Below are 18,889 nucleotides of genomic sequence, written 5' to 3' on the forward strand. Positions count from 1 at the left end.
TTTCTAGTGTAGTCAACAATAGAAAAGAATACAACTAGAAAAGCACAAGTGCCCGTTTTAGACTTGACAAGCGCTGGAAATCTAAACAATTAAAAAGAGAATAAGTATTAATTCAAATACTTATTCTCTCGAATATTTTTGACCTTTTCCGGTGTTACGTCATTGCCGTTCGGATCGATGACTTTTACATTTTCAATTGTGCCGCGCATCGTTTTGCGGAATGTCTGCAAATACTCTTGGCGAAGCTGCGATTGTTCTTTTGCTTCTTCGATAGACAATCCAGCCGTTTTCGACTTGCGCGATAGTTCATTTATGCGATTCAATTTATCCGGTGGTAACATAAAATCCCGCCTTTCTTCTATCATATCGTACAAAAGAAGGGCGGTTTCTGCAATAGATTAGCCTTGTTTCAAGTTTTCGAATTCTTTATAGCGCCGGTGGACGGTCGCTTTGCTTGCTTGATAGCCGAACCCTTGCAATGTCACAGCAATTTCATGGAAAGTTAATCCGTTTTCTTTCAAACTGACAATTTGCTCGATTGGAAGGTCCAGCCGTTCGCGCCCTTCAGGATTGCCTTTTCCTTTTAAGTTCTTTTCAGGTTTATAGCCGTTTTCGACCGCCCGCTTCATTCCGCGCTTGATCTTAGCATTATGTATTTTCCGCTGGTATTCCTCAACAATAGCCAGAATCTCCAGAACCATATCATCCATGTCGTTTAATGCGATTGGCCCTCTGTCAGATAAGGTATAAACTTCGACGCCATATTTTTTCATCACATGCAGCAAAGCAATACGAGCATGCCCTCTGCCTAGGCGTGTTTCATCTTGGATAAAAACAGCGTCAAATTTTCCGGTCTTTATGCAATTGAGCATCTCTAATAAGCCTTCGCGGTCCATTTCGTAGCCGCTATGCTGATCTGAAAAGATTTCTTCCACAATATAGGATTGCTCAAATGCAAATTTGAGCAATTCCTCTTCTTGCCGTTCAAGCGAAGTTTCTTGAGTGTCTTTCGTGGTGCTGACGCGGCAATAAATCAACGCAGATTTCTTCATTCTGCATCACCCGCCAGTTTTACAGTTTCGTCTGGGGCATATTTAAGTTGATCGCTTGGAATCTTAATCGATTGGCCAACGATAATTTTTGGGGTCTCTAATCCATTTTCCTGCATAATGTCCTCTATCCATTCATGATGTGGGATATCGCCGCTGAAAGATTCAGCCAGCGTCCATAACGTATCGCCTTCTTTGACTTGCACTTGGCTCATCGTTGCTTCACTGCTATTGTATGAAAAAATCGTATAAATAGATACTAGCAGAACTAATAGGAAAAATGCTGTAAGATAAGAATTTTTTTGGATGAATGTCATATGAACCGCCTCCTAGGAATGTGTGTTCGGAATGTATGTTCTTATAATAATGCGAACAGGTGTTTTTGTCAACAAATAAATTCGAACCTATGTTTGCATTTCATATCCCAAGTTGGTATACTTATGGTAGAAAACATACTGAACAACTAAAAAGAGGTGAAACTGTTGAAAAAAGTATCAAAACGGCAGGAAGATATTTTGACATTTATAAAAGACGAGGTACGGGCTAAAGGCTATCCGCCTTCCGTGCGGGAAATCGGAGAAGCAGTTGGTTTGGCATCAAGTTCGACTGTCCATGGGCACTTAGCGCGCTTAGAAAGCAAAGGCTTGATTCGCCGAGATCCGACAAAACCGAGAGCGATCGAAATTATCAGTACTGAAGAAGCACTGATCGACAAAAGCCCTGTGCTTCATGTCCCGTTAATTGGTAAAGTTACAGCAGGATTGCCGATTACAGCGATAGAGAATGTTGAGGAGTACTTCCCTCTTCCCCAATCTTACGGCACAGAAGACGACCACATTTTCATGCTAGAAATCATGGGTGAAAGTATGATCGAAGCAGGCATCCTGAACGGAGACTATGTAGTCGTCAGACAACAGCAAACCGCTAATAATGGTGATATTGTCGTTGCGATGACTGCCGAAGATGAAGCAACCGTAAAACGTTTTTTCAGAGAAGAAGGCTTTTTCCGCTTACAGCCAGAAAACTCATCGATGGATCCAATCATTGTCGAACAAGTTTCGATCTTAGGAAAAGTAGTCGGCGTATACCGCCAACTTCATTAAGAAAAGAGCTGAGAATTTCTCAGCTCTTTTTTTCATCAATTTCACTTTTCACACGAAAAGATCAACATGATCGGCACACGAGTCCTTCTGATGTATTCCTCTTCTGTCGCAAAGCGGCTCCGTTCAGGCTTCCCTTCTCTCAATGCTTTTAACTGAAATCCAGCAGCCAGCAAAGCCGTTATGTAATGTTCGGTTGTCCAATGGTATTTTCTCACCGTCTTATCAATCCATGGTTCATTCCGTTCACCTTCAATAAAATAATCATCCACAATCCAGTCTTCTCTTCTGCCGCTTTGTTCTTTGCTCTTAAAAGAAGATGTAGTCAGCGGATGCTGAATACTGAAAATGAAGCGTCCCTTTTCTTTTAATGCTGTGTAGACTTTCGCAAATAACCCTTCAATGTCTTGTAGATAATGGATGACAAAACGGGACGTCACTAAATCATATTTTCCACTGCCGAATTGATAAGCTTCAAGCGATTCGTTGATAATTTGAATGCCTGTTCCTGCTGTTGTTGTTTTCGCAAGTTCAGCCATCTGCGCCGACCCTTCAATTCCCGTATAGCTTTTCGCCCCTATATCGAGCAGTTCCAGTCCATATACTGCATCTCCGCACCCTAAATCTAGCACATCCTGCCCGCTCGCTGTTTGGATCAATTCCATCAGTATCGGTTTCTCAATCGCGTTATTCGGACTCTCCACCCGTTTTCTCCGTTTTAAATAATTGGCTAAAAAATCTTCTTGATTGTATGCACTCGGCCCTTTGTAAATCATCCCATCCACTCCCTCAGGTAATTTCCGCATAGAAAAGGCACCCTTAATCTAGAGGATGCCTTAGCGTTAAATTTCAGTGACTACTATATATTTAATAAGATTGATGGTGATCCGATAAAGTTTGCCGGTTAATTCATCGACCATTTCATACGTACCATTCGACGGGATTTTGTTTAAAGCCGATTCTCGATCAGCGCCTTTTACATTTTGCACAATGGTATTGCCTTGATCAAAGTAAAATTCAACTTGGAATGTTTTCATAAAGGCCTCCTTAACTGTGTCATTTTCACTCTGTTACCAGTTTACCATAGCCTTCTGCTTATTGTTGTTTATATAATTCCTTATATGCGAGAACTTTCAGTGCTAGCATCTCTTCTTCGCTCAATTGGGTTTCCAGCTTTTGAATAGCTTCCTGCTGGGTCATGGTCCCTTTTTGCACTTCCGACTGCATCGTCTTCAGTTCAGTGATGCCTACCTTTTGAATTAATACACGAGTCGCTTCGCCTTTCGTTTTAATCGGCAAGTTTTTATCTTCAGCAGCTTTCGCTTCTTCAAGGTAGCCTGCTAATTGCGGATCTTTTTCTACATACGACTTGATTTCATCCATTCTCCCGCTGTCTTCTAGTTCTAAAGCCGCTTCTTCTACGATTTTTTCAGAAGCAATATTCGTTCCGACATAATAGACTCCGATTCCAGCAACACCTAGGATGATTACAAAAATAATAAAATACTTTAAAAAGCGCATACGCCATTCCTCCATTAATTCTCTACTGCTTAATAAGACGTATTCCCTTCAAAAAAGTTACTGAAAAACACAACACCCCACTGCCGGAACTTAATGAAAGTCCTGGAAGCGGGGTATTGTAGCTTATTCGGTAAAGTTGCTGAGTTGTTTCCTCTGTTCAGTTACCCACCAGTCGATATGGCCTTTGTCAAAAATCAACATGTCGCCAAAAGGTTGGCTATGCGGTATAGTCCGCTGGGTTATTAAATTTCGGATTTGCTCTTCGTTCAATGGGCAGTCCTTTGAATCCAAGTACTTTAAAAGATTTTCAATCCCTTGAATTTTTTTCATTTAATCACCCCCACAAAATCCTCCTTGCACTTACACAAAGAAAATTCAGTACGGATTATTAAATTTAGAAAGCCTATTTTCTTTATACCCTGCTTTCCGAGTTTTTAATCCTTAACCCCGTTTTATTATCCTCCTCTTCGCGAAGTTGTGACGGGTTCCGTATAATTTTTTATTTTCACTAGTTTTACATCCTCTTTGTTAAAAAGATTTACCTCCCCAAAATTGTCTTCAAAACGGACAATTTTTTCTGAAAGCGCCATGTCAGCTACCTCATCACGACTAGCAGCTTCCACTGTCCTTTCAACAGCCAGCCCTTTTTCTAAGAAGTATTGAATCACAAATTTAGCCATCGGCTCACCTCCTTCATGAAAGGTTCTCGGTCAGCTTATTTTATTCCTGCATAATTGAGAAATTAAAAAAGCTGCAAGAGCGGTTAAGCTCTTACAGCAAATCTCATTAATACATTTTCAAGTATTGCTCGCGCTCCCATGGGTGCACGGCGATACGGAACATATCCCACTCGATTTCTTTCGCTTCAACGAAATTGTTTAGGATGTGACTCCCAAGTGCTTTCGTCATCACTTCATCATTTTGCAGCTCTTGCAATGCCGCATACAATGTCGGTGGAAGATCTTTAATGCCTACCGCTTCGCGTTCTTTTTTGTTCATCGCATAAATATTGCGGTCTACTGGTTTTGGTGCTTCTAGTTTCTTTTTAATGCCGTCAAGGCCAGCGCTTAAAAGAACAGCCATTGCTAGGTAAGGATTTGCCGATGGATCGACTGAACGGACTTCAACGCGTGTTGACAATCCGCGGGAAGCCGGAATACGGATCAACGGGCTGCGGTTTTGGCCAGACCAAGCAACATAGCAAGGTGCTTCGTATCCTGGAACTAAACGCTTATACGAATTGACTGTCGGATTTGTAACAGCAGTGAAGCCTTGTGCGTGCTCTAAAATTCCTGCTAGGAATTGGTACGCTGTTTCGCTCAACTTCAATTCGCCGTCTTCATCAAGGAAAGCATTCACTTTGTCTTTGAACAAAGAAACGTTCATGTGCATTCCTGAACCGTTGACGCCGAAAAGAGGTTTCGGCATGAAAGTTGCGTGCAACCCGTGTTTGCGGGCAATTGTTTTAACGACCAATTTGAAAGTTTGGATATCATCGCAAGCTTTGATGGCGTCTGCATATTTAAAATCGATTTCGTGTTGTCCTGGAGCCACTTCATGGTGGGAAGCTTCAATTTCAAAGCCCATTTCTTCCAATTCCAATACGATGTCACGACGGCAGTTTTCACCAAGGTCCATAGGAGCCAAGTCAAAGTATCCGCCATTGTCGTTCAATTCAAGGGATGGCTCGCCGCTAGCATCCAATTTGAACAAGAAGAATTCAGGCTCTGGCCCTAGGTTGAAATGCGTGAAGCCCATTTCTTCCATTTCTTTGAGAACGCGTTTCAAGTTATTGCGCGGATCTCCTTCAAACGGTGTTCCATCTGCACGGTAAATATCACAGATAAGGCGTGCTACTTTCCCTTTGCCTGTAATCCATGGGAATACTACCCACGTGTCTAGGTCTGGGAATAGGTACATATCTGATTCTTCGATGCGAACGAATCCATCGATAGATGATCCATCGAACATCATTTTGTTGTCGAGTGCTTTGTCCAATTGAGAAGTCGGAATTTCAACATTTTTGATTATGCCGAGAATGTCTGTAAACTGCAAACGGATAAAGTTGACTTCTTCTTCTTTTACTAATCGCTTAATGTCTTCTTTTGTATACTTGCTCATTTTCTTTTCCACTCTCCTATGTAAGTTTTATATTCACTCGCCTCAATTGAAGAAACGAGATAAATCACCTTGTCTTAACCCGCCGCGTTCATAAGAGCGAAGTTGCTGCATTTCTTCCCTTAAAATTCTCCGCAATTCTGCATCGCTGAGATTTTTGGGTTCAGCCTTTTCATTTTCAGGTTGGTCTTTCAGATTATAGATTTTTTTGATCCCTGCCATATTAAGGCCTTGATCCAAATATTCTTTAATCTCCAGCAATGTATCGACATCGTTCAATGAGAACATGCGTTTATTGCCTTCCGTGCGGGCAGGGCTGATTAATCCATGCTCTTCGTAATAGCGGATTTGGCGCGCAGTCAATTCTGTCAGCTGCATCACAATGCTGATGGGCAGAAGCGGCATCGTCCGACGAACCCGATTCGTCATTGTTTTCACCCTTTTCAGTTTTACTACTCTTTTAGTATAAAACACGTTAGATAAGTTGTCAAATCCATGTTATGTTTTCTGACATAAAAATATTCCTGCACTCTTTCAAGTGCAGGAACACTCATAAAAGACCGGATTCTTCTAAAGCTGTGATTGAATTCAACACAGCAATTTTCACATGTTCATAAGTTAATCCACCTTGCACAAAAGCAGTATAAGGGGGCCGAATCGGGCCGTCTGCTGTGAGTTCGATGCTGGAGCCTTGGACAAATGTTCCGGCTGCCATGATAACATCATCTTCATATCCCGGCATATAAGCCGGTTCCGGTTTGAATTGCGCATTTACCGGCGAACTGTTTTGGATTGTTTGGCAAAAGGCGATCATTTGCTCTGCCGTTTTAAAAGAAACGGATTGGATGAGATCAGTCCGCAGCGCTGAATAATGCGGCGTCGTTTCCATGCCTACCGATTCTAAAAGAGCCGACGTGAAGATAGCCCCTTTTAAGGCTTGCGATACAATATGCGGAGCCATAAAAAAGCCCTGATACATATCAGGCAACGCGTTCAACGAAGCTCCTGCCTCCCCTCCTATACCCGGAGAAGTCATTCGGTAACCGCATTTTTCGACTAAATCTGCTTTTCCGGCAATATAGCCGCCGATTTTTGCCAAGCCGCCTCCCGGATTTTTTATCAAAGAGCCGGCAATCAAATCTGCACCGACTTCGATCGGTTCCCGCTCTTCCACAAATTCACCGTAGCAATTGTCCACAAAAATGATGGCATCTTCCTTTATCACTTTGACACGCCGGACCATCTCTTCAATTTCATCGACAGTAAAGGATGGCCGTGTATCGTAGCCGCGTGATCGCTGAATCGCCACCACTTTTGTTTTTTCTGAAACAGCGCTTTCAACATTTGCCCAGTCTATCTGATTGCTTATCGTTAAATCGATATGCTGATAGCCAATGCCAAAATCCTTGAGAGAACCCGTATCCTTTTCGCCTCCCGAGACGATGGAGTCTAAAGTGTCGTATGGCTTTCCTGTGATGTACATCAATTCATCCCCCGGTCGCAGCACGCCGAAAAGCGCAATGGTAATTGCGTGGGTTCCGGAAATGATTTGCGGCCGGACCAAAGCTGCTTGAGCTTTGAAGACATCCGCATAGACTTTTTCTAAAGTATCCCGCCCTTCATCATCGTAGCCATACCCTGTAGAAGGATTGAAATGATGGTCACTCACTTTTTGACGATGGAAAGCATCCAATACTTTCTTCTGATTCAGGAAGGCGATATCGTCTGCACGCCGCAATTCTTTTTGGATTGTTTCTTCGATTGTTCTGATTGTTGTCTGCATGTTAATCTCCATTCATTTTTAATGCCATTTCCATTATTGCGCGAAACTTGAAATTGCGTCAAACTCTGATACAATTCATAGAGTTAGTTTTTCAGGGAGGATCAGTACAATGGCTTGGGAAGTTTTAAGTGCAATCGGTACAATCGCGTTTGCCATTTCCGGCGCAATTATCGCAATGGAAGAAGAATATGATATTTTTGGCGTTTACCTTCTCGGAGTCGTTACGGCTTTCGGCGGCGGAGCTATCCGCAATTTACTGATCGGCGTTCCTGTTTCAGCCTTATGGGAACAGGAAATGATGTTTCAGTTGGCCGCCATTTCCATCACCATCGTTTTTCTTTTCCCGCATAAATTACTCGGGCCATGGAGCAGATGGGGCAATTTCTTCGATGCGATCGGCTTGTCAGCATTTGCTGTACAAGGTGCGTTATATGCAGTCGATTTGAATATGCCTATTATCGCTGTCATGGTCGCCGCAATTTTAACGGGTTCCGGCGGTGGAATGATCCGTGATTTATTGGCAGGCCGAAAGCCGCTTGTCTTGAAAGCGGAAATCTATGCTTTGTGGGCTGCCATCGCAGGCATCTTGATCAGCATCGATATGATCCGCTCGGACTTCGTCTTATACGGCCTATTCCTTGTGATCACCGTTCTGCGCATTTTATCTTATACGTACAAATGGCGGCTGCCATCGAGAAAAATCCAGCTTCCTTAAAAAAACAAGCCATGCGGCAAAGAGCTGCATGGCTTGTTTTTTATTAAGCGATGACTTCCCCGTTCCAGTTCATCATGCCGCCTTCAATATTGATTGTTTCAATGCCGTTCGATTCCAAAAAGTCGCAAGCCATTGCACTTCTGCCGCCAGCTTTGCAGATCACGTGGACAGCTGTACCAGCCTCTAGCTCATCTAGCCGTTCAGGCAGCTGCCCAAGTGGAATATGCTTTGCTCCTGGGACCATGCCATAAGCTACTTCTTCGTCTTCACGCACATCTATCAAGTAAATTTCTTCGCCTTTTTCGACGAGTTCTTGCAATTCATCTGTTGTAATGGATTTCACGTTTTATTTCCTCCTGCCAAATGTATAAGTTTAAGCTACTTAAAAAGGGTATACTCACCTTCTGCTTCTGTCAAATGAAAAAACCAGCTGGGTTGAGCCCCAGCTGGTTGATCGCTTATTCCTGATGTTCAATGTTCACAGCCTTGGCAGGCGAGAACGTCGAAATGGCATGTTTGTAGATCAATTGCTGTTTGCCATCCGTTTCAACCAGCACCGTAAAATTATCATAGGATTTAATGGTTCCTTTTAACTGGAAGCCATTTAGTAAAAAGACGGTTACAAAAATATTATTTTTACGCAGCTGATTTAAATAGACATCTTGAATATTGACTGGTTTCATGAATATCCCCCTTAGAATAAACCCTACTCTGTGATTTGCCGTGCTATTAGCTCTATTCGACGGTCCCGCTCTTTCTCCTGCATCATCGTTTCAATTTCTGCCAGTTTTTTTTCATTTTCTTCTAAGGCATCAATCCAAAAGATCGGCAATTTGTTTTTAAAATAAGTAAACTGCCGTTTAGCGTACTTCCGGGAATTTTGCTTGATTTTGCTGATGGCATCATCTAAGGCCAATTGGCCGTCAAAATAAGCATAAATTTCTTTGTAGCCAATTGCTTGAACCGATTGAACTCCGCGAATTTCCTGGTCATATAAGCCTTTCACTTCTTCTAGGAGCCCTTTTTCGAGCATAGCATCCACCCGCCCATTAATCCGTTCATATAAGACTGGCCGCGGAATATCCAAGCCGACGATCAGTTCATTATACATGGGAGACAATGCTTTGGTCCGCTCTTCCTTCGCTTGTCCGCCCATATTGATTTCAATGGCACGCAGCACTCTGCGTGTGTTATTCGGATGGATATCAGCATCTGGATCAAGCGCAAGCAATTTTTCGTGCATCGCCAGAGGGCCACGCAGTTTTAGTTCTTCGGCCAGTTTCTCGCGAAGTTCTTCATCCGCCTGCTGTTCAGAGAAGCGGTAATCGAAAAGCACAGCTTGGACATATAGCCCGGAACCGCCGACGATAATGGGGAATTTGCCGCGCGACCTAATTTCCGCAATCTTCCCTCTGACTAATTGCTGGTATTCCGCAACGGAAAAAGGCTCTTTTGGGTCTTTGATATCGAGCAAATGATGGACAATGCCATCCATTTCATGCGCCTCGATTTTAGCGGTGCCAATCGACAGCCCGCGGTACACTTGCATCGAGTCGCCGTTGATGATTTCCCCGTCGTGCCGCTTTGCCATTTCCAAACTTAATGCCGTTTTGCCGGAAGCAGTCGGTCCGACAATGGCCATTACATCAATCATCTTTTCTCATCCATTCTACTAATGTATCAAAATGCTGTTGCTTATTTGTTTCATGAAGCAATTCATGCCGGCCGCCTTCCGCCAAATACAATTGGACATTCGTCATTCCGGCTTCCTGATATTGTTTAGCGGTTGAAAACAAACCTTTCCCGTTGTCCCCTACAGGATCTTCTGCCCCGCTGATCAGGAGCACCGGCAGGTCTTTCCGTATTTTAGCGACCTCCGCTTTTTTATGAATCAAGCTCAACCCATGGAACAAATCCACATAGAATTGATTGGTCGAAGGCTGTCCGCTCATCGGATCCTTCTCGTATTGTTCGACCGCTTCTTTATCTCGGCTAAGCCAGGCAAATAACGACCCTTCGTCTTTGAACGGCTTGATGAAACTGCCAAAAGTCAACTTGCCAAGCGTAGGATTGACGGCTTCTTTTCCGGAAAATCTTGCGGCAGCTAAAGCGAATGCGAGCCCCGCTTTCCCTGCCATCCCAGGATCTCCCCCTGTACCGGATATAACAACCTTGCTAACTTTTTCGCTGTGCAATTGAATATAGCGTCTTGCGACGAAAGAGCCCATGCTATGGCCGAAGAGGATCAATGGCAATTGCCCGATTTGTGATTGTACGCCTTTTAATAATTCATCAACATCTTCTACAACGCGGTTAAAGCCATCAAATTCACCAAAAAATCCCTGTGTTCCGTTTCGTTTTGCCGTTCGCCCGTGACCCCGTTGGTCGTGGCCCGATACAACAAAACCATGCTGCGCCAGAAAACGTGCAAACTCTTCATAACGACCGACATGTTCCGCCATGCCATGAATGATGTGCACATGGGCAACCGGATTTTCCGGTTCGTAAATTTCGTAGTAAATTTCCACTCGATCACTTGCGCGAATAAAATTCTTCGTGATTTTCAATGCATGATCCCTCCCGAAAACAAGATAGGCAATATTCATTTTCTATAGCCGTTTACATGACGCGCTTAAACATTTTTTCCACATCATAGGTTTTAAAGTGGATAATGACTGGACGGCCATGCGGACAAGTGAATGGTTGTTCTGCATCCTTAAGATCCGCCAACAACCGCTCCATCTCATGCTTTTGAAGGTAATGATTCGCCTTGATGGAACGTTTGCAGCTCATCATGATCGCCGCATCTTCCCGCAGTTTTTTTACATCCACTTTTCGTTCATTCAACACTTGTTCGATTAAATCTTCAATCACTTCCTGCTCAAATCCCGAAGGAAACCAAGTCGGATGCTCCCGGACGATAAACGAAGTGTCCCCGAACTCTTCCAAAAAAACGCCGCTTTCAGCCAAGACATGCAAACTGTCTTTCAAGCGCAGCGCCTCGTCTCGGCTATAGTGGAAAGTCAGCGGCAAGAGCAGAGCCTGCCGTTCTCCAGCATCAATATCGCAGACTTTTTCCCGAAAGAACTCATATTTGATCCGTTCCTGTGCCGCGTGCTGGTCGATCAAATAAAAACCATCATCGCTTTGCGCCACAATATACGTGCCATGAATTTGGCCAACGACATCAAGTTCCGGAAATTGAGGGCTTGTATCTTCTTCAAATTCCGGTTCTACTTGAAAGTTTTCAGGCTGTTCATCGTACATCTTTTCTTCCGGCGTTTCAAAAGGCGTGGTTTCTACCGCGTTTCTTTCTTCTGCCGGAAGATGATGTACTGGCTCCAAGATAGGCAAAGTTTCCGCAATAACCGGATCTTCTTTTTCACGCAGTTCCTGCATCGCTTCTTTGACTGTAAACGAAGATTTCCAAATATCCAATTGCTTGGAAGGAAGCTGTTTTGGCGCTTTCGGCTTTTCGATGACCGGCGCCCGGACGGCTGAAGAAATGGTTCCGCGTATCGTTGTATGGATCAATTCCATCAATTCTTTTTCTTTGCTGAGCCGGATCTGTTGTTTCGCCGGATGCACATTGACATCGGTCAAATAAGGGTCGCCTTCAATATTCATAACGACGATAGGCTGCCGCTCCAGCGGCAAAAACGTATGATACGCCTTATGGACGGTGTTCGCAATCGCATAATGTTTGACCCAGCGCCCATTCACGAATAACGAAATGTAGTTTTTATTGGCCCGCGTGATTTCCGGAAGGGACGCATAACCCGATATTTTGTAGTCATGTGACTCCCCTTCAAAGGGAATCATTTTCTTGGCAATCGAGACTCCATAAATATCCGATATCACCCGTTTGATGTCACCGCTGCCGGAAGTCTGGAGAATCATCCGGCCGTCATGAGACAGTTTAAATGAAATTCCTGGATAGCTTAAAGCGAAACGGTTCATCAGGTCTATGGAATGTCCCAGTTCTGTCTGCAAGGTTTTCATGTATTTCAAACGCGCCGGCGTATTGAAGAACAATTGGTCGATTTGGATATCGGTGCCTTTTCGAAGAGCGCCTGCACGGTGTTCAATCAAACGGCCGCCTTCCATATGCACATATGTGCCGGATTCGCCGTTTGACGTATGCAGCGTCACTTTTGAAACGGAAGCGATACTTGCTAATGCCTCTCCCCGGAAACCGAGCGTTCGAATGCGGAATAAATCATGTTCGTTTGCAATTTTACTGGTAGCATGGCGTGAAAATGACAATAGTGCATCTTCTGAATCCATTCCAGCGCCATTATCCACGATCTGGATAGAAGTCAGCCCTGCTTCGGTTAACAGCACTTCAATAGCGGTACTTCCAGCGTCGATTGCGTTTTCAACCAATTCTTTGACGACGGATGTGGGCCTTTCGACCACTTCACCCGCTGCTATTTTGTTTGATAACGGCTCGTCCATTAATCGAATAATCCCCATATCCTCACCCCTTCTTGCTTAATTTCACCTGCAGATCATTCAAGAGCTGAAGCGATTGCAATGGTGTCATTGCCGCGATATTCGCATCGGATATCGCTTGCAGCACTTCTTCGCTTTCGGTGTCACGATCGTCAAAAAACGACAATTGTTCCACTTCGCTGACATGCTTCTTGTTTTCCGATTCAAAGCTGACGAGCAGTTCTCTTGCCCGCAAAAGAATCGGCTGCGGCAATTCAGCGAGTTCTGCCACATGGATCCCGTAGCTTTTATCAGCTGGCCCTTTTTTCACTTTATGCAGGAACACGACTTTGCCGGATTGCTCCATAGCCGCCACGTGCACATTGCTCAATTTATCCAAGGTTTGGTCGAGTGCTGTCAATTCATGATAATGGGTGGAAAACAGCGTATTTGCCCCAATATTCTCATGAATGTACTCAATCATGGATTGCGCAAGCGCCATGCCGTCATACGTGGATGTCCCCCGCCCAATTTCATCGAATAACAGAAGGCTGCGTTCAGTCGCATGCGTGATCGCATATTGCGACTCAAGCATTTCGACCATAAACGTACTTTGCCCGGAAACTAAATCATCTGCTGCACCGATGCGCGTAAAGATCTGATCGACGATCGGCAAATTTGCCGATTCTGCCGGCACATAAGAGCCGATTTGAGCCATGACAATGGTCAAAGCCACTTGGCGCATATACGTACTTTTACCGGACATATTCGGTCCTGTAATTAATAGCATATTTTGGTCATTGGTCAAAACACAATCGTTTGGCACATAATGCTGTTTATTGAGCATTTTTTCAACAACCGGATGTCGGCCCTCAATGATGGAAATTTCCCTTGAATTATTGAAGTCGGGCTTCACAAAGCGATACTTTTCCGCCACATTCGCGAAGCTCATAAAGACATCAAGGCCACTTAATGTCGAAGCCAATTCTTGAATACGTGAAATGTATTGCTTGACTTCTTCTCGGATTTTTACAAATAGTTCATATTCCAGCGACAAACTTTCTTCTTCTGCCGTTAGGATCAAGCTTTCTTTTTCTTTTAATTCAGGTGTGATATAGCGTTCTGCGTTTGCCAATGTCTGTTTGCGTTCATAGCGTTCCAAGTCCGCTAAATGCATATTGGCTTTTGAAATTTCAATATAGTAGCCGAATATCCGGTTATAGCCGATTTTCAACGACTTGATTCCTGTCCGCTGGCGTTCCTGCTGCTCTAATTGGGCAATCCAATCTTTTCCGTTACGTGAAGCGTAGCGGTATTCATCCAGTTTCTCGTGGTAACCGTCACGGATAACGCCGCCTTCTTTAGATGACAAAGGCGGATTTTCACTGATGGCATCGAGCAATTCACATACTTCTCCGCAGCGATCCAATTTGCGGCTGAAATCCTGCAGCACATCATCGCCGGAATTTTGAAGTTCTGCAATAATCGCTGGGATTTTCTCCAACGAACTGCGCAATTGAGCAAGGTCGCGCCCGCTTGCACTGCCAAAAGCGATGCGGCCACTCAAGCGCTCTAAGTCATATACTTCTTTTAATAAAGCCTGCAGTTCAACACGCACAAAATAATTCTCGATCAAAGATTCGACCATGAATTGGCGTCTTTCGATTTGCCGCTTATTAGCAAGCGGCTGATGCAGCCATTGCTTCAGCTTCCGGCTGCCCATTGCCGTGACCGTTTCATCCAGCAGCCAAAGCAAGGTCCCTTTCGTGTCGCCTCCGCGAATCGATTGCAGCAATTCCAAGTTCCGCTTCGAGTGGAAATCGATCGATAGGAGCTGGCCGCTTTCATTATAGGAAAAAGCTTGGATGTGTTCGAGCGACTGCTTTTGCGTCCGTGCAATATAAGAAAGCAAACGCAAGATGGAGAGCCGCAAATCTTCAGGGCATGCAGCTAGCAGGCGTTCCTCTGCCTGGTAGACTTCATCCATCGTTTCAATCGATAGCACGAGATCTTGTGCATCTTCGTTAAGCAGCAAGAATAATTGGTTGGATACCACCAACTCACGGATTTGGAGTGATTGCAGTTCCTGAAGCAAAGATTTTTCAGTCCCGGTTATGTATGTAGCTCTCGCTTCTCCCGTGCTGATATCCACGTAGGACAAAGCAAATCCATCAGGCAATTGGTCGGCTGCCGCTAAAAACAAATTCGATTTGGAATCAATGCTTTTGCCTTCCGTATGCGTCCCAGGAGTAATAAGACGCACCACTTCTCGTTTCACAACGCCTTTTGTCAACTTCGGATCTTCCACTTGTTCACAGACAGCCACTTTATGGCCTTTTTGGATCAATTGGTCGATATAGTTCTGTGCTGCATGATGCGGTACGCCGCACATTGGAATTCGCTCATCGCCGTTTCCGCCTCTGCTCGTCAATGTAATTTCAAGCAATTGAGAAGCTTTCAATGCGTCATCATAAAACATTTCATAAAAATCTCCTAGACGGAAAAACAGAAACGCATCCTGGTATTCAGACTTCACTTGCAAATATTGTTGGATCATCGGTGTAGGTGCCATTTTAATACCTCTTTCGCGAACTTTTCGTAGTTTCTCTATTATAACAAAAAGATGGGGGGAAAAGAAAAAACTGAAAGAGCAAGCTCTTTCAGCTTTTTTCCTGTATTTCTTTTGTTTCAAATCGGCCAGCTTTTGCTTACAAAAGCTGAACGGCCGTTTCCGCTTTTCTTTGTCCAGACTCCAGTGCCTAGCTCTTCGGCCATAAGCCAGCCCAGCTGTGTGGCAAAGAGCGCCACTTCGCTGTTCTGTCTTATGGCTGCCAGAGCTGAGCAGGCACCTCCGCTTTTCTTTGTCCAGACTCCAACGGCCAGCTCCTCGGGTCATAATCCGTTCTTCCTGTGCGGCAAAAAACGCCGCTTCGGAAGTCCGTCTTATGCCTTTCGGAGCTGAACGGCCGTTTCCGCTTTTCTAATTAGCAGTTTCCTGGTGTGCTGTTTTTCACTTGGGATCCTGTTTCGCCGCGAAGAATATCGCCGCCAGTTGATACGATGATGTTGTTAGTCACTTGATTGGCAATGGCTGTCGACACCATTTGAAGCAATGCATTAACATCGCTTTGAGATTGTTTGAACTCTTGTACGATTGGCACCGCATCGATTTCTTCTTCAATTTTTTGGATTTTGCTTTCGATCAAGTTCAACGCACGTTCTTTGCCGTACGCTTGGAAGTTGACTGCTTGTTTTTGCAAACTCTTCATGCTGGCAATTTTCTCCCGCACTTTTTGGTTTTCGTTTATTTGAGCTTCTGCACGTTTGAAGAATTCCACTTCTTCCGTTTCAGCGATCATATCCGCTACTTCACGCGCTTTTGCAATAATTTCTTCTTTTGAATAAGCCATTCTCTAGACACCCACTTCTTGGCCGTAAATAGTTTCAACAAGTCCACCATTCAAGGGCCATATTTTTATTGTTGGTATTTTTCACTTTCACTAAATTGAAATCTCATTTTTCTGTTTGCCAAAGGGAATACCGTGACTCCGGCAGCCTCAAATGGCCATCATTCATGAAAAATCCCTTTCAATCAATACCTTATTATACTGAATAAGCCCACCACTCTACAAGGAAGGCGCACCAATTGTCGGAGAATCGACAAGAAGCCATGAAGATTACCCTTTAAAAGGGTAGTCTTCGTTGATATATACGCGTTCGAATGAAACTGCTTTTCCTGTAGCGTCGTCAAGCTCCGTAAAGAAGCCGCTGACAACTGAACGTCCCCGTTTCGGCACTTCAAACCGGGTCGGCATATTGGTTTTAAATCGGTACAAGACCGATTCCTTCGTCATCCCGAGGATTTCGTCATATGGCCCTGTCATGCCGACATCAGAGATATAAGCCGTACCATTCGGCAAAATGCGTGCATCCGCTGTCTGTACATGCGTATGGGTACCGACTACTACTGAAGCCCGGCCATCTAAATGCCAGCCCATTGCGATTTTTTCGCTTGTCGCTTCGGCATGGAAATCAACAAATACCAATGGAGAGATCGCTTTTGCTTCTGCCAAAAGTTCATCCGCTTTTTGGAAGGGATCTTCATGCGGCGGCAAGAATACACGGCCATGAAGATTGATTACCGAAAGCGTTTTTCCGTTTTTGGTCACCGTAGCCATTCCACGCCCTGGTGCTTCGTCCGAAAAGTTTGCAGGACGGATCAAGTAATCCACTTCGTCAATGAAATCAAAAATCTCTTTTTGGTCCCACGTGTGGTTGCCCATCGTGATCATATCGACGCCCATGAATAGCAAATCTTGATAAATCGCCTTTGTAATTCCGCGTCCCGCTGCTGCATTCTCACCGTTCGCAATGACCACATCCGGGTTGTATTTTCTTTTCAAGCGCGGCAAATAGGATTCCAGCGCTTCTCTGCCGATTGAACCCACAATATCTCCAATAAATAATACTTTCATTTTATTCACCTTTTTCCATAAGAAAAAGGCTTCTTTGAATAGACATTCATCGAAGCCTTTATCCTATTATTTTGCGTATTCAACTGCTCTTGTTTCTCGAATGACGGTCACTTTGATGTGGCCTGGGTAATCCAGTTCTTCTTCAATCCGTTTACGGATGTCGCGTGCCAAACGATGCGCAGTCATATCATCAATCTGTTCCGGACGAACCATAATGCGGATTTCGCGTCCTGCTTGAATCGCAAATGATTTCTCTACGCCTTCATAAGACTCGGAAATCTCTTCAAGTTTTTCAAGGCGGCGAATATAGTTTTCCAATGTTTCGCTCCGTGCACCTGGACGAGCAGCGGACAAGGCATCAGCTGCGGCTACAATCACCGATATGATGGATGTCGCTTCTGTATCGCCATGGTGGGAAGCAATACTGTTAATGACCACTGGATGTTCTTTGTATTTCGTTCCTAATTCGACTCCGATTTCCACATGGCTGCCTTCGACTTCATGGTCGATTGCTTTACCGATGTCATGCAATAAACCGGCGCGTCTTGCTAAAGTCACATCTTCACCAAGTTCCGCTGCCATTAATCCGGACAAGAACGCTACTTCTACAGAATGCTTCAAGACATTCTGTCCATAGCTTGTACGGTAACGGAGACGGCCAAGGATCTTGATCAAATCAGGATGGAGATTATGGACGCCGACATCAAATGTCGTCTGCTCTCCGATTTCCCGGATTTGCTCATCCACTTCTCTTCTTGATTTTTCGACCATTTCTTCGATGCGCGCTGGATGGATACGGCCATCGGAAACCAATTTTTCAAGCGCCAATCGAGCAGTCTCGCGGCGAATTGGATCAAAGCCGGATAAGATAACCGCTTCCGGCGTATCATCAATGATTAAATCGATGCCTGTCAAAGTTTCGAGTGTACGGATGTTTCTTCCTTCACGTCCGATGATTCGGCCTTTCATCTCATCATTCGGCAAGTTGACCACTGAAACCGTCGTTTCGGCTACATGGTCAGCAGCAAAGCGCTGCATTGCCAACGACAGGATATTCTTAGCTTTTTTGTCCGATTCTTCTTTTGCACGCGCTTCTGTTTCTTTGATCATTACGGCAATATCCGTTGAAAGTTCATTTTCAACTTGCTGGAGGATGATCGATTTCGCTTCTTCGCGGGTTAAAGAGGAAATGCGTTCCATTTCGGACTGTTGCTGACGAACTAGTTCTTCAGCTTTGCTTTCCATCTGTCCAATATGCTGTTGTTTTTCTGCAAGCGATTCATCTTTGCGTTCAAGACTCGCTTCTCGTTTGTTCAATGCATCATCCTTGCGATCTAAATTTTCTTCTCTCTGCAACAACCGATTTTCTTGTCTTTGAAGTTCTAATCGGCGTTCCCGAATTTCAGATTCTGTTTCAGTACGCAATTTATGATTTTCGTCTTTCGCTTCCAATAAAGCTTCTTTCTTCAGCGCTTCAGCTTCTCGTTTCGCATCTTCAACAATTTGCTCCGCAGAATTTTTAGCGCCTGCTATATTGGAATCGTTTGCTTTCTTTAATGCAAAATACCCAACAACTACACCGACGATGATACCAAGCAAAGCGAAGATGATCTCGGTAAACCCCATTCGGACACCTCCTCTTGCTATTCTTTTACTTTTTCAAAAGATCAATTAATAGTACGGGTCACACTTTT

22 protein-coding genes are annotated in these 18,889 nt (G+C 44.3%); 2 read left to right on the plus strand and 20 right to left on the minus strand.

Annotated features, from left to right (window positions below; translation table 11 throughout):
- Window positions 1-107: 107 nt before the first annotated feature.
- From NFU07_RS02505 to yneA, 3 genes are read right to left on the minus strand one after another with little or no spacing between them, the layout of a single operon-like run.
- The gene (locus NFU07_RS02505; RefSeq protein ID WP_251474180.1) at window positions 108-341 is read right to left on the minus strand and encodes a DUF896 domain-containing protein; all 234 of its coding nucleotides are present in this window, start codon (window positions 339-341) and stop codon (window positions 108-110) included.
- Window positions 342-398: 57 nt separating this feature from the next.
- Window positions 399-1,052, minus strand: a complete 654-nt coding sequence (locus NFU07_RS02510) for a YneB family resolvase-like protein (protein WP_251474183.1) — start codon at window positions 1,050-1,052, stop codon at window positions 399-401.
- Complete coding sequence (gene yneA, locus NFU07_RS02515) at window positions 1,049-1,366, minus strand: cell division suppressor protein YneA (protein ID WP_246807493.1); 318 nt, start codon at window positions 1,364-1,366, stop codon at window positions 1,049-1,051. Before yneA ends, NFU07_RS02510 begins: the two co-directional genes overlap by 4 nt.
- Window positions 1,367-1,531: 165 nt before the next feature.
- Between yneA and lexA the strand changes: the two genes are divergently transcribed.
- Window positions 1,532-2,152, plus strand: a complete 621-nt coding sequence (lexA, locus tag NFU07_RS02520; RefSeq protein ID WP_235196532.1) for a transcriptional repressor LexA — start codon at window positions 1,532-1,534, stop codon at window positions 2,150-2,152.
- 41 nt (window positions 2,153-2,193) lie between these two features.
- Here lexA and NFU07_RS02525 read toward each other — a convergent pair whose 3' ends face one another.
- The 8 genes from NFU07_RS02525 to NFU07_RS02560 form a co-directional block, all read right to left on the minus strand.
- On the minus strand, window positions 2,194-2,955 hold the full coding sequence (locus tag NFU07_RS02525) for a class I SAM-dependent methyltransferase (RefSeq protein ID WP_251474186.1): 762 nt from the start codon (window positions 2,953-2,955) through the stop codon (window positions 2,194-2,196).
- A 36-nt stretch (window positions 2,956-2,991) separates the two neighbouring features.
- Window positions 2,992-3,186 (minus strand): hypothetical protein, encoded by a 195-nt coding sequence (locus NFU07_RS02530; protein WP_251474189.1) that lies wholly within the window; start codon window positions 3,184-3,186, stop codon window positions 2,992-2,994.
- Window positions 3,187-3,244: 58 nt separating this feature from the next.
- Window positions 3,245-3,670, minus strand: a complete 426-nt coding sequence (locus tag NFU07_RS02535; protein ID WP_251474191.1) for a hypothetical protein — start codon at window positions 3,668-3,670, stop codon at window positions 3,245-3,247.
- A 123-nt stretch (window positions 3,671-3,793) separates the two neighbouring features.
- Window positions 3,794-4,000, minus strand: a complete 207-nt coding sequence (locus NFU07_RS02540) for a hypothetical protein (protein ID WP_251474194.1) — start codon at window positions 3,998-4,000, stop codon at window positions 3,794-3,796.
- 125 nt (window positions 4,001-4,125) lie between these two features.
- The gene (locus tag NFU07_RS02545) at window positions 4,126-4,350 is read right to left on the minus strand and encodes a hypothetical protein (protein WP_235196538.1); all 225 of its coding nucleotides are present in this window, start codon (window positions 4,348-4,350) and stop codon (window positions 4,126-4,128) included.
- Between the two features lie 106 nt (window positions 4,351-4,456).
- Complete coding sequence (gene glnA, locus NFU07_RS02550) at window positions 4,457-5,791, minus strand: type I glutamate--ammonia ligase (RefSeq protein ID WP_251474202.1); 1,335 nt, start codon at window positions 5,789-5,791, stop codon at window positions 4,457-4,459.
- A gap of 42 nt (window positions 5,792-5,833) precedes the next feature.
- On the minus strand, window positions 5,834-6,217 hold the full coding sequence (locus tag NFU07_RS02555; RefSeq protein ID WP_251474212.1) for a MerR family transcriptional regulator: 384 nt from the start codon (window positions 6,215-6,217) through the stop codon (window positions 5,834-5,836).
- A gap of 121 nt (window positions 6,218-6,338) precedes the next feature.
- Window positions 6,339-7,571, minus strand: coding sequence for a methionine gamma-lyase family protein (locus NFU07_RS02560; protein WP_251474214.1), 1,233 nt, complete (start codon window positions 7,569-7,571; stop codon window positions 6,339-6,341).
- Window positions 7,572-7,680: 109 nt separating this feature from the next.
- Here NFU07_RS02560 and NFU07_RS02565 point away from each other — a divergent pair, with 109 nt between their 5' ends.
- A complete protein-coding gene (locus tag NFU07_RS02565; RefSeq protein ID WP_251474217.1) occupies window positions 7,681-8,286 on the plus strand; it encodes a trimeric intracellular cation channel family protein in 606 nt (201 codons plus the stop codon).
- 43 nt (window positions 8,287-8,329) lie between these two features.
- On the opposite strand, the gene NFU07_RS02570 is transcribed toward NFU07_RS02565, so the two are convergent.
- The 9 genes from NFU07_RS02570 to rny form a co-directional block, all read right to left on the minus strand.
- Complete coding sequence (locus tag NFU07_RS02570; protein WP_251474220.1) at window positions 8,330-8,629, minus strand: rhodanese-like domain-containing protein; 300 nt, start codon at window positions 8,627-8,629, stop codon at window positions 8,330-8,332.
- A gap of 115 nt (window positions 8,630-8,744) precedes the next feature.
- Entirely contained in the window at window positions 8,745-8,969 is a 225-nt protein-coding gene (hfq, locus tag NFU07_RS02575; RefSeq protein WP_235199312.1) for an RNA chaperone Hfq, read from the minus strand.
- 23 nt (window positions 8,970-8,992) lie between these two features.
- A complete protein-coding gene (gene miaA / locus NFU07_RS02580) occupies window positions 8,993-9,940 on the minus strand; it encodes a tRNA (adenosine(37)-N6)-dimethylallyltransferase MiaA (RefSeq protein WP_251474223.1) in 948 nt (315 codons plus the stop codon).
- Window positions 9,933-10,853 carry an alpha/beta hydrolase gene (locus NFU07_RS02585; protein ID WP_251474226.1) on the minus strand — a complete coding sequence of 307 codons (921 nt, stop codon included), beginning with the start codon at window positions 10,851-10,853 and terminating at the stop codon, window positions 9,933-9,935. The genes miaA and NFU07_RS02585 overlap by 8 nt, the downstream gene beginning before the upstream one ends.
- A gap of 52 nt (window positions 10,854-10,905) precedes the next feature.
- On the minus strand, window positions 10,906-12,762 hold the full coding sequence (gene mutL / locus NFU07_RS02590) for a DNA mismatch repair endonuclease MutL (protein ID WP_251474228.1): 1,857 nt from the start codon (window positions 12,760-12,762) through the stop codon (window positions 10,906-10,908).
- Window positions 12,763-12,766: 4 nt separating this feature from the next.
- The gene (gene mutS, locus NFU07_RS02595) at window positions 12,767-15,292 is read right to left on the minus strand and encodes a DNA mismatch repair protein MutS (RefSeq protein ID WP_251474248.1); all 2,526 of its coding nucleotides are present in this window, start codon (window positions 15,290-15,292) and stop codon (window positions 12,767-12,769) included.
- Window positions 15,293-15,704: 412 nt separating this feature from the next.
- Window positions 15,705-16,130, minus strand: coding sequence for a YlbF/YmcA family competence regulator (locus tag NFU07_RS02600; RefSeq protein ID WP_251474250.1), 426 nt, complete (start codon window positions 16,128-16,130; stop codon window positions 15,705-15,707).
- 267 nt (window positions 16,131-16,397) lie between these two features.
- The gene (locus tag NFU07_RS02605; protein ID WP_251474253.1) at window positions 16,398-17,195 is read right to left on the minus strand and encodes a TIGR00282 family metallophosphoesterase; all 798 of its coding nucleotides are present in this window, start codon (window positions 17,193-17,195) and stop codon (window positions 16,398-16,400) included.
- Window positions 17,196-17,261: 66 nt separating this feature from the next.
- Window positions 17,262-18,821, minus strand: a complete 1,560-nt coding sequence (rny, locus tag NFU07_RS02610; RefSeq protein ID WP_251474258.1) for a ribonuclease Y — start codon at window positions 18,819-18,821, stop codon at window positions 17,262-17,264.
- Window positions 18,822-18,889: the final 68 nt, after the last annotated feature.

This window comes from Planococcus sp. NCCP-2050, assembly GCF_023708025.1.
In the GTDB taxonomy this organism is placed as follows: Bacteria; Bacillota; Bacilli; order Bacillales_A; family Planococcaceae; genus Planococcus.

Bases quoted from the DNA above. Each gene is read 5' to 3' on its own strand.
- NFU07_RS02505 (WP_251474180.1), bottom strand. From the start codon at position 341: ATGTTACCACCGGATAAATTGAATCGCATAAATGAACTATCGCGCAAG.
- NFU07_RS02510 (WP_251474183.1), bottom strand. From the start codon at position 1,052: ATGAAGAAATCTGCGTTGATTTATTGCCGCGTCAGCACCACGAAAGAC.
- yneA (WP_246807493.1), bottom strand. From the start codon at position 1,366: ATGACATTCATCCAAAAAAATTCTTATCTTACAGCATTTTTCCTATTA.
- NFU07_RS02525 (WP_251474186.1), bottom strand. From the start codon at position 2,955: ATGCGGAAATTACCTGAGGGAGTGGATGGGATGATTTACAAAGGGCCG.
- NFU07_RS02530 (WP_251474189.1), bottom strand. From the start codon at position 3,186: ATGAAAACATTCCAAGTTGAATTTTACTTTGATCAAGGCAATACCATT.
- NFU07_RS02535 (WP_251474191.1), bottom strand. From the start codon at position 3,670: ATGCGCTTTTTAAAGTATTTTATTATTTTTGTAATCATCCTAGGTGTT.
- NFU07_RS02540 (WP_251474194.1), bottom strand. From the start codon at position 4,000: ATGAAAAAAATTCAAGGGATTGAAAATCTTTTAAAGTACTTGGATTCA.
- NFU07_RS02545 (WP_235196538.1), bottom strand. From the start codon at position 4,350: ATGGCTAAATTTGTGATTCAATACTTCTTAGAAAAAGGGCTGGCTGTT.
- glnA (WP_251474202.1), bottom strand. From the start codon at position 5,791: ATGAGCAAGTATACAAAAGAAGACATTAAGCGATTAGTAAAAGAAGAA.
- NFU07_RS02555 (WP_251474212.1), bottom strand. From the start codon at position 6,217: ATGACGAATCGGGTTCGTCGGACGATGCCGCTTCTGCCCATCAGCATT.
- NFU07_RS02560 (WP_251474214.1), bottom strand. From the start codon at position 7,571: ATGCAGACAACAATCAGAACAATCGAAGAAACAATCCAAAAAGAATTG.
- NFU07_RS02565 (WP_251474217.1), top strand. From the start codon at position 7,681: ATGGCTTGGGAAGTTTTAAGTGCAATCGGTACAATCGCGTTTGCCATT.
- hfq (WP_235199312.1), bottom strand. From the start codon at position 8,969: ATGAAACCAGTCAATATTCAAGATGTCTATTTAAATCAGCTGCGTAAA.
- miaA (WP_251474223.1), bottom strand. From the start codon at position 9,940: ATGATTGATGTAATGGCCATTGTCGGACCGACTGCTTCCGGCAAAACG.
- mutL (WP_251474228.1), bottom strand. From the start codon at position 12,762: ATGGGGATTATTCGATTAATGGACGAGCCGTTATCAAACAAAATAGCA.
- mutS (WP_251474248.1), bottom strand. From the start codon at position 15,292: ATGGCACCTACACCGATGATCCAACAATATTTGCAAGTGAAGTCTGAA.
- NFU07_RS02600 (WP_251474250.1), bottom strand. From the start codon at position 16,130: ATGGCTTATTCAAAAGAAGAAATTATTGCAAAAGCGCGTGAAGTAGCG.
- NFU07_RS02605 (WP_251474253.1), bottom strand. From the start codon at position 17,195: ATGAAAGTATTATTTATTGGAGATATTGTGGGTTCAATCGGCAGAGAA.
- rny (WP_251474258.1), bottom strand. From the start codon at position 18,821: ATGGGGTTTACCGAGATCATCTTCGCTTTGCTTGGTATCATCGTCGGT.